Source organism: Rhodanobacter sp. FW510-R10, from assembly GCF_058781105.1.
In genome coordinates this window covers 2,368,038-2,382,591 of sequence record NZ_JBYSWL010000001.1, presented here as the reverse complement: position 1 = coordinate 2,382,591, position 14,554 = coordinate 2,368,038, and the positions used below count along the sequence as shown (strand labels likewise).

At 67.1% G+C, this 14,554-nt stretch carries 12 protein-coding genes; 4 read left to right on the top strand and 8 right to left on the bottom strand.

Annotated elements, in window-relative coordinates; translation table 11 throughout:
* Positions 1 to 8 precede the first annotated feature (8 nt).
* The 6 genes from msbA to AC3WJB_RS10230 all read right to left on the bottom strand — a co-directional run bounded on the left by msbA (position 9) and on the right by AC3WJB_RS10230 (position 7,558).
* Entirely contained in the window at positions 9 to 1,793 is a 1,785-nt protein-coding gene (msbA, locus tag AC3WJB_RS10255; protein ID WP_492681219.1) for a lipid A export permease/ATP-binding protein MsbA, read from the bottom strand.
* Positions 1,790 to 2,218: an ExbD/TolR family protein gene (locus AC3WJB_RS10250; protein ID WP_492681217.1), complete on the bottom strand. Its 429-nt coding sequence runs from the start codon at positions 2,216 to 2,218 to the stop codon at positions 1,790 to 1,792. The genes msbA and AC3WJB_RS10250 overlap by 4 nt, the downstream gene beginning before the upstream one ends.
* 5 nt (positions 2,219 to 2,223) lie before the next feature.
* Positions 2,224 to 2,874, bottom strand: a complete 651-nt coding sequence (locus AC3WJB_RS10245) for a MotA/TolQ/ExbB proton channel family protein (RefSeq protein WP_492683166.1) — start codon at positions 2,872 to 2,874, stop codon at positions 2,224 to 2,226.
* A gap of 126 nt (positions 2,875 to 3,000) precedes the next feature.
* Positions 3,001 to 5,313, bottom strand: coding sequence for a DNA internalization-related competence protein ComEC/Rec2 (locus AC3WJB_RS10240; RefSeq protein ID WP_492681215.1), 2,313 nt, complete (start codon positions 5,311 to 5,313; stop codon positions 3,001 to 3,003).
* A gap of 294 nt (positions 5,314 to 5,607) precedes the next feature.
* A complete protein-coding gene (gene lolD / locus AC3WJB_RS10235; RefSeq protein WP_492681213.1) occupies positions 5,608 to 6,324 on the bottom strand; it encodes a lipoprotein-releasing ABC transporter ATP-binding protein LolD in 717 nt (238 codons plus the stop codon).
* Positions 6,317 to 7,558, bottom strand: coding sequence for a lipoprotein-releasing ABC transporter permease subunit (locus tag AC3WJB_RS10230; RefSeq protein WP_492681211.1), 1,242 nt, complete (start codon positions 7,556 to 7,558; stop codon positions 6,317 to 6,319). Before AC3WJB_RS10230 ends, lolD begins: the two co-directional genes overlap by 8 nt.
* Before the next feature lie 260 nt (positions 7,559 to 7,818).
* Here AC3WJB_RS10230 and AC3WJB_RS10225 point away from each other — a divergent pair, with 260 nt between their 5' ends.
* The 3 genes from AC3WJB_RS10225 to aat all read left to right on the top strand — a co-directional run bounded on the left by AC3WJB_RS10225 (position 7,819) and on the right by aat (position 10,530).
* Complete coding sequence (locus AC3WJB_RS10225) at positions 7,819 to 8,205, top strand: PRC-barrel domain-containing protein (RefSeq protein WP_492681209.1); 387 nt, start codon at positions 7,819 to 7,821, stop codon at positions 8,203 to 8,205.
* A gap of 403 nt (positions 8,206 to 8,608) precedes the next feature.
* Complete coding sequence (locus tag AC3WJB_RS10220) at positions 8,609 to 9,787, top strand: GNAT family N-acetyltransferase (RefSeq protein WP_492681207.1); 1,179 nt, start codon at positions 8,609 to 8,611, stop codon at positions 9,785 to 9,787.
* Complete coding sequence (gene aat / locus AC3WJB_RS10215; RefSeq protein WP_492681205.1) at positions 9,784 to 10,530, top strand: leucyl/phenylalanyl-tRNA--protein transferase; 747 nt, start codon at positions 9,784 to 9,786, stop codon at positions 10,528 to 10,530. Before AC3WJB_RS10220 ends, aat begins: the two co-directional genes overlap by 4 nt.
* A 9-nt stretch (positions 10,531 to 10,539) precedes the next feature.
* On the opposite strand, the gene AC3WJB_RS10210 is transcribed toward aat, so the two are convergent.
* Both AC3WJB_RS10210 and ispG read right to left on the bottom strand, forming a co-directional pair.
* Positions 10,540 to 11,352, bottom strand: a complete 813-nt coding sequence (locus AC3WJB_RS10210; RefSeq protein ID WP_492681203.1) for an HD-GYP domain-containing protein — start codon at positions 11,350 to 11,352, stop codon at positions 10,540 to 10,542.
* A 110-nt stretch (positions 11,353 to 11,462) separates the two neighbouring features.
* Complete coding sequence (ispG, locus tag AC3WJB_RS10205) at positions 11,463 to 12,734, bottom strand: flavodoxin-dependent (E)-4-hydroxy-3-methylbut-2-enyl-diphosphate synthase (protein WP_492681201.1); 1,272 nt, start codon at positions 12,732 to 12,734, stop codon at positions 11,463 to 11,465.
* Between the two features lie 349 nt (positions 12,735 to 13,083).
* Here ispG and ccoN point away from each other — a divergent pair, with 349 nt between their 5' ends.
* Positions 13,084 to 14,547: a cytochrome-c oxidase, cbb3-type subunit I gene (gene ccoN, locus AC3WJB_RS10200; protein WP_492681199.1), complete on the top strand. Its 1,464-nt coding sequence runs from the start codon at positions 13,084 to 13,086 to the stop codon at positions 14,545 to 14,547.
* Positions 14,548 to 14,554 lie beyond the last annotated feature (7 nt).

Sequence of the window (14,554 nt, the reverse complement as noted above, 5' to 3'; positions counted from 1 at the left end):
ACGGCCGCTCAGGCCGTGCCGAGCGCAGTGGCGTGGTCGTTGAACTGCAGGCGGTACAGGCTCGCGTATTGCCCGTCCAGGGCCAGCAATTCGGCGTGCGTGCCACGCTCGACGATGTGGCCGCGATCCATCACCGCAATCTGGTCGGCGCCCTCGATGGTGGACAGCCGATGCGCGATGACCAGGGTGGTGCGGGCGTGCATCAGCCGCTGCAACGCCTGCTGGATCAGGCGCTCGGATTCGGTGTCCAGCGCGCTGGTGGCCTCGTCCAGGATCAGGATCGGCGCATTCTTGAGGATCGCGCGGGCAATCGCGATGCGCTGGCGCTGGCCACCAGACAGCGTATTGCCGCTCTCACCGACCTGGGTATGAATGCCTTGCGGCAGGGCCCGGATGAAGTCCAGCGCATTGGCAGCGCCCGCGGCCTCGATGATCTCCAGTTCGCTGGCGCCGGCCAGTTCGCCATAGGCGATGTTGTTGGCCACGGTGTCGTCGAAGAGCATCACGTCCTGCCCGACCCAGGCGATTTGCCGGCGCAGGGACGCCAGCGTGTAGTTCTTGTAGTCCTGGCCGTCCAGCACGATGCGCCCGGCATTGGGCGTGATGAAACGCGGCAGCAGGCTGACCAGCGAGGTCTTGCCGCTACCCGAGCGGCCGACCAGCGCCGTCACGGTGCCGGGGGCGCAGTGCAGGTCCACCCCGCGCAAAGCTTCCACCTTGTGCCGCGGATAGACCAGGCGCACGCCCTCGAAGCGCAGGTCGCCGTGGGCGCGCGCCAGCGCTTCCTTGCCGGTATCGACTTCCGGCGGCAGGTCGACCACTTCGAACAGGTCCTCCGCCGCGGACAACCCGCGCTGGATGTTGGCCTGTACGTTGGCCAGGCGCTTCAGTGAGGGCAGCATCGCGCCCATCGCGGTGAGCACCGCGAAGAACACGCCGGGCGACATGTGGTCCAGCACCTGCGGTCGCGTGCCCAGGAACACGAGCGCCGCGAGCGCCAGCGCGGCGGAAAACTGGATCGTGGAGCTCGCCGCGGCATTGGTGGCGGCAATCTTCAGGTTCAGCCGGCGCGTGTGCCGCACCACCTGGTCGAAGCGCTGTGCCTCGTGCTCCTGGCCGCCGAAGATGCGGATCTCGCGATGCGCGCCGACCGATTCCTCGACCGTACCAGCCACCGAGCCCATGCTCCCCTGGATGCGCCGGCTGATCTGCCGGTAGCGGCGGCTGACCACCGTGGCAATCAGCGCGATCGCCGGCACCAGTACCAGCAGGGCCAGGGTGAGGTAAGGGCTGAAATACAGCATCACGCCAAACATGGCAATCACCGTGCAGCCATCGGTGATGGCAATCTTCACCGCGTCGGTGGACGCCGAGGCCACCTGCTCGCTGGTATAGGTCACGCGCGAAATCTGTTGCCCCGAAGGCTCGATGCCGAAGTAGGCCGCCGGCAAGCGCAGGTAGGCGGCAAACACGTCCTGCTGCATGGCCTGCACCACGTGGCGGCCAATGTAAGCCATGCCGTAGGTACTGACGAACGTGGCGAGCGAACGCAGGAAAAAGATGCCGATGATCCAGACGGGCATCCAGAAGATCAGGAACGCGTCCTTGTGCATGAACAGCTTGTCGATCATCGGCTGCAGCAGGCCGGTGAACAGCGCCAGGCCGCCCGCGTCGACGGCCATGCCGAGGATGGCCACCAGACCAATCGCCCAGTAGCGCCGCGTGTAGCCCAGCAGCCGCTTGTACACGGCCCAGCTCTGTGCGCCCCAAACCGGTGGCTTGGTGCGGGTCATTGCCCGTTGCCGGCTGCCGTCGGCGTGGTCGCCATGGACAAGTGGGTGAAACCAAGCTGCCCCAGCGCGTCCATGGCGGTGACCACACTCTGATGCGTGCTGGCGGCGTCCGCGCGGATCATCACCGTGCGGCTGAAGTCGTCGCCAGCCACGCGGGCCACACTTTGCTTGAGCACGTCGATGTTCGTGCCCGGCACCGAATCGCTGCCCACGAAATAGCGACCATCCTTGTCCACCGTGATGATCAGGGCCGGCTGCCCGCCTTCGGCCTCGCTGCTGGCATTCGGCAAGGTCACCCGCATGCGGGCGTGCTGCACGAACGTGCTGGTCAAGGCAAAGAACATGAACAAGGTCAGCAGGACGTCGATCAACGGCACCACGTTGATTTCGAATTCGTCGCCGCGGCGGTCGTTGCCAATGCGCATACTGTTTAGACGACCCTCGCCCGACTCGCAGTCTGGCTGCGCCGGACCGGCGCGCCCGCGCCTGCTGGAGGTGGGAAGGTCAGGTCATCCAGCAGGGCCGTCGCCTGCTTTTCCATGTCGACGCAATAGCCCGCCACGCGCGAGCGGAAATAGCGATGCAGCACGTAGGCCGGAATAGCGACGATCAAGCCCGACGCCGTGCAGATGAGCGCGTCGCCAATGCCGCCGGCCATCTTCGCCGGGTCGCCCAGGCCGCCGGCCATCACCGCCATGAACATGCGGATCAAGCCGATCACGGTGCCGAACAGGCCGAGAAGTGGGCCAATCAGCGCAATTGTGCCCAGCGAATTCAGGTAGCGCTCCATGCGGTGCACGACGTGCCGGCCGGTGTCCTCGATGCGCTCCTTGATCAGTTCGCGGGGACGATCACGCACGGCCAGTGCCGCCGCCAGCAATTCGCCCAGCGGCGAACCGCCGGCCAGCTCCTGCAGTTGCTGTTGGTCGGGTTGCTCCTGTCTCGCCCAGCGGCGCACATCCTCGCCCAGGCCCGGTGGCATGACCGCTCGCCGGCGCAAGGTCCAGAAGCGTTCCAGCACGATGGCCAGCGCTGCCGCCGAACAAAGCAGGATCGGCAGCATGGCCCAGCCGCCAGCAATAACGAGTTCCAGCACGTGCGACCCCGCGCGTTGCGCACTTGGTAAGCCCGCATGATAGCAGTCCCCTGCGAGCGTTCGCGCAGCCGGGAGCCCCGCAAGCATGCGCGCGGTCGCACTTTGGGCGGCCTATTCGCGCCAGTAGCGGGCTTGTCGCAGGCGCCATCCGAGTCCCGCCCTGGGCGCGGCGTCCGAGGGAAACTCCAGCGGGACGGCACCGAGTTCGGCCGTATTCAACATTGGCGCGCCGGCGTGCGCATAGCGGGCCACGACCTCGGGACGCGGATGCCCGAAGCGGTTGCGCCAGCCGGCCGAGACCACGGCCAGCGCGGGCTGCCAGGCGGTGATGAAGCCGTCGCTGGAGGCGCCATTGCTGCCATGGTGCGGGACCAGCAGCACCAGTGGCTTGCCGCGCGCGGACGGAACGTCGAGCTGTGGCTCGAGCTTGCGGCTGATGTCGCCGGTGAGCAGCAGGCGTCCGGCACGCCCCTCGACCAGCAGCACGCAGGAGCGGTCATTGCCGTTGACCGGGGAGAAAGCGGGCGCCGGGCTGAGCACGTGAAAATCAACCCCATCCCAGCGCCACCGCTGCCCGGCCACGCATGCCCGCATCGGCACCGACATGCGCGCGGGTTCGCCGGAATAGCGCCGCGCACGGGGAAATGCCGCCGCCAGCGCGTGCGCTCCACCGGCATGATCATTATCGGCGTGGCTCACCATCAGCAAGTCGACGCGGCCCAGGCCCAGCGCATGCAGGCTGGGCACCACCACCGCATCGCCGAGGTCGAAGCCGGAGCGGTAACGCGCGCCGGCGTCGTAGACCAGGACATGCTCCCGCGTGCGCACCACGACCGACAGGCCCTGCCCGACGTCCAACACCCAGGCCTGGAAGCCGCCAGCTGCCGGCGACGGCAGGCGTGGCAGCAACAGCGGCAGGAACAGCAGCGCGCCAAGCCAGCGCTGCGGGACACCGCGCGGCAGGAACAACCAGAGCGCACCCAGCATGGCCAGGCCCAGCGCGCCTGCTTGCACGCTGGGCAGGTACCAATGCGCCCCCGGCCAGCCGGCCAGCACCTCAAGCAGCCACCATTGCCCATGGATCAGTTGCGCGGCCAACCACCACACCGGTCCGGCCAGCGGCGGGCACGCGCCCAGCAGCAAGGTGCCAAGCAAGGCACACGGCACGATCACGAAGCTCACCAGCGGCACTGCAATCAGGTTGGACAGCGCGCCCACCAATGAGGCCTGGCCAAAAAACCACAAGGTCAGGGGCAACAGCGACACCGTCATCAGCAACTGGCCGGCCGACAACTCGTGCACGAAGCCACGCCAACCGCGGCCGCGCGCCTGCAGGCACAGCATGAGCAACGCCACGCCGACAAACGACAGCCAGAACCCGGCCGAAAGCACCGCCAACGGATCCACCACGAGGATCAGCAGCAAGGCCAGGGCCAGTGCATGCGGGCCACGGTGACCGCGGCGGCTGCCGCGAGCCAGCGCCACCACCGCGATCATGAGCAAGGTGCGCACGGTGGGCAGGCCGAAGCCGGCAAGCGCGCTGTACGCCGTCGCCACGACCAGGGCCGCAGCCGCCTGCGCCTGTGGCCTGGGCAGGCTTAGCGCCAAGCGCGGCCACAGCTGGTAGAGCGCCCAGACCACGCCCACGCCGAATACCGCGGCCATGCCGACATGGAAACCGGAGATGGCAATCAGGTGCGACACACCATTGCCGCGGGCCACCGCCCAGTCGGCCGGTTGCAGACCGCGCGTGTCGCCTACCGCGAGCGCGCGCAGCAGGGCCGCATCGCGCGCATCGCGCACCTGTGCGGCGATGCGCCGGGCAATGGCATCGCGTACCCGGTCGACACACCAGGACTGCCCAAGCTGCCGGTTGCCCGAGGCTACCCGCACATAGCCGACGGCGTGGACTCCGCGCTCCAGTGCCGATCGTTCGCCATCGGCGGTGCCGGGATCGAGCAGGCCGCGCGGGCGCCGCAGCCGCAGCAGCAACCGCCAGCGACTGCATGGCGCGGGCGCCGTTCGTGCGTCGTACCAGGCAAGCGTGACCTTACCGTGCAAGGCCAGCGCCCGGCCAGCCTGGCTGGCCTGCTCCACGTCAAAGGAAAAATGCGCTGCGTCCGGACGCAAGTCCGGCAAATCCACCACGCTGCCGATGGCCTGGAAATCGCCGCCTTCGAGCGCCCGCGGCAAGCGCGCTTCCATCGCCGAGGTGCCCTGGTACACGGCCCACCCAAAGCCCAGCAAGACAAACAACAACCAGTGCCAGCGCCGCAACGCGACGATACCGGCCGCGAGCACAGCCAGGCACGCCAAAGTCCCGGTTGTCGCCGGCAAGCGGGGCAACCATTGCACCACCAGGATGCCAGCGAGCAACGCCAGCGCCGCTGTGCTTGCCGTGACCGGGGGCGCGCCAGGTCGCATGGCGGCTCATCAATGAGGGACTCCACCGAGCCTAGCCTGCGCGGTGCGCGTCCGCGGATGAATGATGCGTAGGCACTCAGCCCGCCCGCCACCGGACCCCACCCTTTGTGGGCGCTCACTTGAGGCCGGAGAGTTCCTTGTGCGTCGCTCTTGCCGTCCGTGGGTTGCCACGCCGGTAGATCAAGAGAAGACCGGCGCAAGCAGGAAAGAGAGCATCGTCCACGAGTGGGCTCCCACACATCCTCGCCAGTCAGTGAGCCGTCAACTGGCGAACTGGCCAAGCGGCCCGAGCGGCTAGGGAGCGGGGGCTTCGCGGAGCACGCCGTTGTGGAGGACCAGGGTGCGGTCCATGCGTGAGGCCAGATGCTTGTCATGGGTGACGATGACGAAGCTCGTGCCGATTTCCTGCTGCAGTTCCAGCATCAGCGCATAGACCTGGGCGGAATTCGCCTCGTCGAGGTTGCCGGTCGGCTCGTCGCCGAGGACGCAGGCCGGCCGCGTCACCAGGGCGCGGGCGACGGCGCAGCGCTGCCGCTCGCCGCCGGACAGCTCCGAGGGTTTGTGGCCCAGGCGCGCACCCAGGCCCACGCGCTCGAGCAGCGCCGTCGCCTGCTCGCGCGCGGCGCCAATGCGCGTGCCGCGGATCAAAAGCGGCATACACACGTTCTCCAGTGCAGTGAATTCGGGCAACAGGTGATGGAACTGGTAGATGAACCCCAGCGAGCGGTTGCGCACGCGGCCGCGCTCGGCATCGGACAGGCTGGACAGCTCGCGCCCGTCGACCTCGACCTTGCCCGCACTCAACGTATCGAGTCCGCCGAGGATGTGCAGCAATGTGCTCTTGCCCGAGCCCGAGGCGCCGACGATGGCCAGCGACTGCCGGCGCTGCAGGCTGAACGTGGCATCGGTCAGCACCTCGGTGCGCAAGCCCCCCTCGGCATAGGTCTTGGCCACCTGGGTGGCGCGCAGCACCACCGCACCGGCCGTGTCGTCGATCCGCCGCTCATTCATAGCGCAGCGCCTGTGCCGGTTGCGTGCGCGAAGCGCGCCATGCGGGATACAGCGTCGCCAGCAGCGAGAACACGAACGTCAACAAGGCCACCCAGCCGACGTCGTGCCACTCCAGCCGGCTTGGCACCTCGCTGATGTAGTAGACGTCCGGGGACAGGAAGGTCACGTGGAACACGCGCTCGATCCACTTGATGATGCCCGGCAGGCGCCACGACAGCAGCGAGCCCAGGCCGACACCAAAGCCGATGCCGACGAAGCCCACGAGCAGGCCCTGCACCATGAACGTGCCCATGATGCTGCGCGGCGTCGCCCCCAGTGTGCGCAGGATGGCAATGTCGGACTGCTTGTCGGTGACCAGCATCATCAGCATGGAGATCAGGTTGATCACCGCCACCAGGATGATCAGCGACAGGATGATGAACATCACCATCTTCTCCATCGACAACGCGGCAAACAGGTTGGCGTTGGTGTCCATCCAGGTCTGGACCTGGTAGACCTGCCCGAGTTGGTGCTCCAGTTCCACGGCCACCGGTCGCGCGTTGAACAGGTCGTCCAGGCGCAGGCGGATGCCGGTCGGGCCGGTGAGGCTGTTGAGTTTTTCCGCATCGCTCATGTTGACCAGGGCGAGGCCCGAATCGAACTGCTCCATGCCCAGCACGAACAGGCCCACGACATGGAACGCGCGCATGCGCGGGATACTGCCGAACGGCGAACTGCGGATGTCCTGCACCGCCACGGTCACCCGGTCGCCGACGTTCACGCCCAGGCTCAGGGCCAGGTCGCGGCCGAGCACGATGTTCCAGCTGCCCGGTGTCAGCTCGTCGAGCTTGCCAGCCACCATGTGCTGGGCAATGTCCACCACCTTGGGCTCCAGCGCCGGCTCGATGCCGCGCAGCATGGCCGCGCCGGAGCGCTGCGCCAGCAGCATGGCCTCGCTTTCCACGTACGGCGCCGCGCCGAGCACGTGCGGGTTGGCCTCGGCCACCTTCAGCGCACGCCGCCAGTCGTGCAGGCCATCGCCCAGCCCGGAGACCGTGGCATGGGAAACGGCGCCCAGGATGCGCGTGCGCATCTGGTAGTCGAAACCGTTCATCACCGACATCACCGTGATCAGCGCGATCACGCTGATGGAAATGCACACGATGGAAACCGTGGAAATGAACGAAATGAACTGGTTGCGCCGCTTTGCGCGCGCGTAGCGCAGGCCGATGAAGAGTTCGAGCGGTCGGAACATGGGAACCTGACGCTTGCGGCCGGCAAAGTCCAGCATTTTGACACCAGCCGGGCCGCGGCGCGAATCCCGTGTGCGGCCGGAGCATCTTCACGACGCCGCTCCGTCCCGACGTGGCCTTCACCCAGATGAGCGGCGTCTTGACCATAAGCCCCCTCGGCCATCACGTCCGTCGTGGAAACATGGCCTCTGCTGCGCAGCCGTGCAGGCCTTCAGCAATCCATCGATTACCGGCAGGCGCAAGCTCGCCAGGAGAATTCCGCATGACCAACGTCAATCCCGCAACCCGCTCGGTGCCGCGCCATGCCAACCAGCGCACCGGCAGCCTGGTGCTCTCGGCCAGCACCATCAGCGGCGACAGCGTGCGCAATGCCGCGGACGAGGACCTGGGTGACATCAAGGACTTGATGATCGACATCGACACCGGCAACGTGGCCTACGCAGTCCTGTCTTTCGGTGGCTGGCTGGGAATGGGCGACAAGTTGTTCGCGGTCCCTTGGAGCGCGTTCACCGTGGATACCGCAAACCACTACCTGATCCTGAATGTGCCCAAGGAGCGTTTCGAGGACGCGCCGGGTTTCGACAAGGACAACTGGCCGAACTTTGCCGACAGGGAATTCGCCACGCGGATCAGTGATTACTATCGCTGAGCCTCCGAGCCAAGTCAGCGGCGCCGGGCGATGCTGCCCTGTCAGCGGCGTCATGTCCTCGCCCGTCATTCCCGCTCAAGCGGGGATCCAGTGCTTCCCGGCGGCTCGTGAAGGCCAAAGAACTGGATGACCAGACATTCGTCTGTTGAAAAGCGCCTCCCGCTTGCGCGGGAATGACGACGAGGCGGCTTTTCGCGTGCTGGCGCGATGCTGCGGATGAGCCCAAGGCGGCTCCCAAAACGTTCCGGACAGCAGTGCGCTTTCGCGGCGATGACGGGGGAAGGCACAATGGGCGCATGCAGCATGAACGCCTGACCGCCAACCTTCGCCGCGCGCCTCAAACCCGGTACGTAGCGGCAAGCAGCCAGCCTGCTGGCGGATTTACGCACGGCGGCCGACGGCGGTGAGTGGTGCCGACGGGGGTCTCGTGGCCTGTTTCCATGCCGGCATCGACGAGATCGATGCCGTGGCCTGGGACCGGCTGCGCCCCGACGACAATCCCTTCATCGCGCATGCGTTCCTGCTGGCTCTGGAGCGCGACGGTTGCATCCGCCCGCAATGGGGGTGGCAGGCGCACCATCTCGGCCTGTACCAGGGCCAGCGGTTGGTGGCCGCGGCACCCCTGTACCTGAAGACGAACTCGCATGGCGAGTACGTGTTCGACTTCAGCTGGGCCGACGCCTGGGAGCGCGCCGGCGGCAGCTACTACCCCAAGCTGCTGAACGCCGTCCCCTACTCGCCCGTGACCGGTCCGCGCCTGCTGGCCGGATGTGCGGCATCCGGGCCAGGTCTGCAACGGCAACTGGTGACTGCGATGCGCCTTGAAGCCGAACGCCTGGGCCTGTCCTCGCTGCACGCCGACTTCCTGCCAGATGCCGAACTCGAGGCGTTTGCGGTCGACCCGGCACCGCATCCCTGGCTGGCACGCAGCGACGTGCAGTTCCATTGGCACAACCATGGCTATCCCCACTTCCCGGCCTTCCTGGCCACGCTGGCGCACAAGAAGCGCAAGAACATCCTGCGCGAGCGGGAGCAGGTTGCCGCCAGCGGCCTGGACATCGAGTGGCGCGACGGCAGCGACCTCGGCGAGCGCGACTGGCGCCAGGTGCACGGTTTGTATCTGCACACCTTCGCCACCAAGGGCAACCGCGCCACCCTGAGCGAGGCGTTCTTCCGTGAGCTGGGCGCGCTCGGCCTCGGCGTCCAGCTGTCGCTGGCGAGGCTCGATGGCGACATCGTCGCCATGGCCCTCTTCCTGCGCAGCAGGCACATCTTGTATGGCCGCTATTGGGGCAGCCTGGTCATGCAGCCGGGGCTGCACTTCGAGTTGTGCTATTACCGTGGCATCGAGTACGCCATTGCCGAGCAGCTCGACCGCTTCGAGCCTGGGGCCCAAGGCGAACACAAGCTGGCGCGCGGCTTCCTGCCGGCGCGCACCGCGTCACGCCATTACCTGTTGAATCCAGACTTCCATACGGCCGTGGCCCAGGCGCTCGACCGCGAGCGCGTCATGCTGGACCATTACTCTGCCGAGCTGCGCCTACACAGCCCCTACGCCGAACGCGAACCAAGCCGACCATGATCCGCCTGCCGCTGCTGGATGCCGACACGCCTGAGGCGTTCCCGCCGCCGGCGCTCGCGCTTGCCGATCCCAACGGGCTGCTGGCCTTTGGCGGCGACCTGTCGCCGGCACGCCTGTTGGCCGCGTACCGCCAGGGCATCTTCCCGTGGTTCGGCGCCGGCGAGCCCATCCTCTGGTGGTCGCCGGATCCGCGCTGCATCCTGCGCACGGAGCGGCCGCGTATCAATCGCAGCCTGCGCCGGCAATTGCGCGGCAAGCACTGGCGGCTCACCGTCGACCACGCGTTTGCGCGCGTGATCCGCGCCTGCGCCGCGCCGCGCAACGACGACAGCGATACCTGGATCACCGCGGACATGCGCGACGCCTACGTGCGCCTGCACACCCTGGGCCACGCGCACAGCGTGGAAGTCTGGGATGGCGAGGAACTGGCCGGCGGTGTCTACGGGCTGGCCATCGGCCGCCTGTTCTGCGGCGAATCCATGTTCAGCGCACAAAGCGGCGGATCGAAACTGGCACTGGTGGCCTTGGCGCAGTTGCTGCGCGACATGGGCTTCCCCCTGATCGACACCCAGGTCGCCAACCCGCACACCTTGAGCCTCGGCGCCACCGAGATACCACGCGCCGAGTTCCTGCGCGAGGTGGCCCGCCTGGGCCAGTTGCCGGGGCGCGTAGGCAGCTGGGCCGACCTTACGCCACGGTTGCTGCAGCCGTGTATCCAGCGCGACCCCGGCATGCTGCGCTGACGCGGCGTTTCAGGCTGCCGGAGTCTGCCCCAAGGCCTTCAACTCGCCATAGTTGGCCAGGAACAACGCCACCAGCGCCGGATCGAACTGGCCGCCGGCCTCCCTGCGCAGATACTCCAGCACCTCCACTTCCGGCCACGCGCGCTTGTATACGCGTGGCGAAATCAACGCATCCCACACGTCAACCACGCTGAAAATCCGCGCCGCCAGCGGGATGGCTTCTCCGCGCAGCCCCTGGGGATAGCCGCTGCCGTCCCAACGTTCATGGTGGCCATGCGGGATGTCGCCGGCATCACGCAGGAAGTCCACGCGCTGCAGCAGGTCATAGCCAATCTGCGGATGCGTACGCATCACCGTCATCTCGGCGTCGTCGAGTTTGCCTGGCTTGATCAGGATGGCATCCGGCAGCGCCAGTTTGCCGATGTCGTGCAGCAACGCGCCAAAGCTCAGGTTGCGCAGCGCGACACCGCGCAAGCCAGCCAGTTTGGCCAGCCCAACCGCCACGCGCCGTACCCGATCGGAATGGTCACCGGTTTCCCGGTGGCGTATATCCATCGCCGACACCAGCACCTGCAGCGCCTGCTGGTGGCCTTCGACAAGAGTCCGGTTGATCGCCCGCAGTCGCCGCAAGTCGCGGCCAATCATCCAGTACAGCGCCGCGCCAGTGACCAGTACGAACAGCCAGCCCTTGACATTCTGCAGCGTCGTGAGTTCGGTCCGGCCCACGACCAGGGTTTCCACGACGCGATCGGAAAGCCATATCCACAGCGCGGACACCAGAACGTAGACGGACGCGGTGCGGAATTGCGGGCTTATCGTCATGGCAGACTCCCGCGGAAACCCTCGTATCCGCCATCCGTGCCACGAGTGGCTCCGCCTGTCGATGCGGGACTGCAAGCCCTCTGCTGCCGGGTTGCAGTCGTCGGGGGCACTCAGCCGGCCCGCGCGGCGTACTTGCGGGCCACATAGTCGTCGAGGATGCCGACGAACTCCTCGGCAATGTGCTCGCCGCGCAGGGTCATGGCCTTCTTGCCGTCGATGAACACCGGCGCCACCGGAGTCTCGCCGTTGCCCGGCAGCGAAATGCCGATGTTCGCGTGCTTGGATTCACCCGGGCCGTTCACCACGCAGCCCATCACCGCCAGGGTGAGGTTTTCCACGCCGTCGTATTGTACGCGCCACAGCGGCATCTGCTCGCGCACGTGCTCCTGCACGGTCTTCGCCAGCACCTGGAAGAATTCGCTGGTGGTGCGGCCACAGCCCGGGCAGGCGGTGACCAGCGGCGAGAACGCGCGCAGGCCCATGGTCTGCAGCAGCTCCTGGGCAACGACCACCTCGCCGGTGCGCGATGCCCCGGGTTCGGGCGTGAGCGAGATGCGGATCGTGTCGCCAATGCCTTCCTGCAGCAGCACGGCCAGCGCGGCGGTGGAGGCGACGATGCCCTTCGAGCCCATGCCGGCCTCGGTCAGGCCCAGGTGCAGGGCGTAGTCGCAGCGCGCGGCGAGGTCGCGGTAGACCGCGATCAGCTCCTGCACCCCGGAGACCTTGCACGACAGGATGATGTGGTCACGCGCCATGCCCAGGGCCTCGGCATAGGCCGCCGAATCCAGCGCCGAGCGCAGCAGCGCCTCGCGCGCCACGGCCCCGGCATCCCACGGCTCGGCGCGCCTGGCGTTCTCGTCCATCAGGGTGGTCAGCAGCGCCTGGTCGAGCGACCCCCAGTTGGCTCCGATACGCACCGGCTTGTCCTCGCGCAGCGCGATCTCGATGATCTGCGCGAACTGGCTGTCATGCTTCGCCCCGAAGCCGACGTTGCCCGGGTTGATCCGGTACTTGGCCAGCAGCCGCGCGCACGCCGGCTCCTGCGCCAGCAACTGGTGGCCGTTGTAGTGGAAGTCGCCGACCACCGGCACGGCCACGCCCATCATGTCCAGGCGCTCGAAGATATGCGGCACGGCCGCAGCCGCGGCCGGCGTATTCACCGTGATGCGCACCAGCTCGGAACCGGCGCGGGCCAGCTCCGCGACCTGCTTCGCGGTGGCGGCGGCATCCTCCGTATCGGTGTTGGTCATCGACTGCACCACCACCGGCGCCCCGCCGCCCACCAGTACCTTGCCGATCCGTACGCCCACGCTGGCGCGCCGCGGACAAGGGACGGCCGCACGCGGTACACAAGGCGCAACAGGAGTCTCAGCGTCACTCATCTGGGCAGTTCGCTAGCGAACGCTACGGCGCAATGGCGCCAGGTAACCACAAGAATACCCGATCGGCCCCTTACGCCTGCAGTCTCCCCGCGTAGTCGGCGCCCACTCGCGACCGGCGGGGTTCCTTGCGGGAGGACGACGCTTTCGGGGGTCACGACAGTTGCCGCAAAAGGTATCGCACGCGCCGCGGCTCCCGCCTGCTGGGCCCCGCGCTCAAGCGGGGCTGGAGATGCTGCAGGCCTGCAGCGGCGCCATGTGCCGCAGCGGCCGATTGACGCACCTGGCTTCCTCGGCCTCGGCGGCTCGTTCACAATTTACGGGCTAACCGTTGCGACGACCCGGACTCCGCATGCCGACAACCGAGTATTACGACGACAAGGTGGTGCGCCTGTTCCTGCTGGCGGCCGCTGTCTGGGGTGTGATCGGCATGGGGGTCGGCATGTACGCGGCCGCCCTGCTGGCGTGGCCTGGACTGAGCCTGGACTTGCCGTTCCTGACGTTCAGCCGCCTGCGTCCCGACCACACGTTCGGCGTGATCTTCGCGTTCGGCGGCTCGGCGCTGATGGGCACCTGCTACTACGTGGTGCAGCGTACCGGGCACGCGCGGCTGGCGTTCAACCGCTTGGCGGAGTTCACGTTCTGGGGCTGGCAACTGGTGTGCGTGCTCTCGATGCTGTCGATGCCCTTTGGCATCACCCAGAGCAAGGAATACGCCGAGCCGGAGTGGCCGATCGACATCCTGATCGCCGTGGTCTGGGTGAGCTTTGGCGTGGTGTTCTTCGGCAGCCTGACCCGGCGCCGGATCAAGCACATCTATGTGGCGAACTGGTATTACGGCGCGTTCATCATCGCCGTCGGCCTGCTGCACATCGTCAACAACCTCGCGTTGCCGGTGTCCTGGATCAAGAGCTACCCGATCTATTCGGGCGTGGTCGATGCCATGGTGCAGTGGTGGTACGGCCACAACGCGGTGGCATTTTTCCTCACCGCCGGCTTCCTCGGCATGATGTATTACTTCGTGCCACGCCAGGCCCAGCAGCCGCTGTGGAGCTACCGCTTCTCCATCGTCAACTTCTGGGCCCTGATCTCGGTGTACATGTGGGCCGGTGCGCACCACCTGATGTACACCGCTCTCCCCGATTGGGTGCAGTCGGTCGGCATGGCGTTCTCCCTGGTCCTGCTGATGCCGAGCCTGGGCTCGGCCGCGAACGGGCTCATGACGTTCAACGGCTCGTGGCATCGGTTGAAGACCGACCCGGCGGCCCAGTTCATGGTCATCTCCCTCATCTTTTATGCCGCCTCGACGTTCGAGGGCTCGATGATGGCAATCAAGACCGTGAATGCGCTCTCGCACTACACGGATTGGACGGTCGCCCACGTGCACTCGGGCTCACTCGGCTGGGTGGCAATGATCACGATCGGTTCGCTGTACGCCATGGCGCCGCGCGCGCTTGGCCGCGCCGTGCACTCGCACCGCGCCATGCAACTGCATTTCTGGCTGCACCTGGTCGGCACCTTGTTGTACGTCGCCTCGATGTGGACGGCCGGCATCACCGAGGGCCTGATGTGGCGGGCGACGGAAGCCGACGGCGCGCTCACCTACGCGTTCATCGACAGCCTGCTGGCGATCAAGCCTATGTACTGGATCCGCTGGTTCGGCGGCGTGTGCATCTTCACCGGCATGGTGGTCATGGCCTGGAACCTGTGGCACACGGCGGCGGACGCCCGCGCGCACCTGATCAAGCCAATCCCCGTGCCAATCCCGCAGCCCGACGCCCACCAGGTGCCCGCCCCGCTGCCGGCTGTGGGTTGAGGACGCG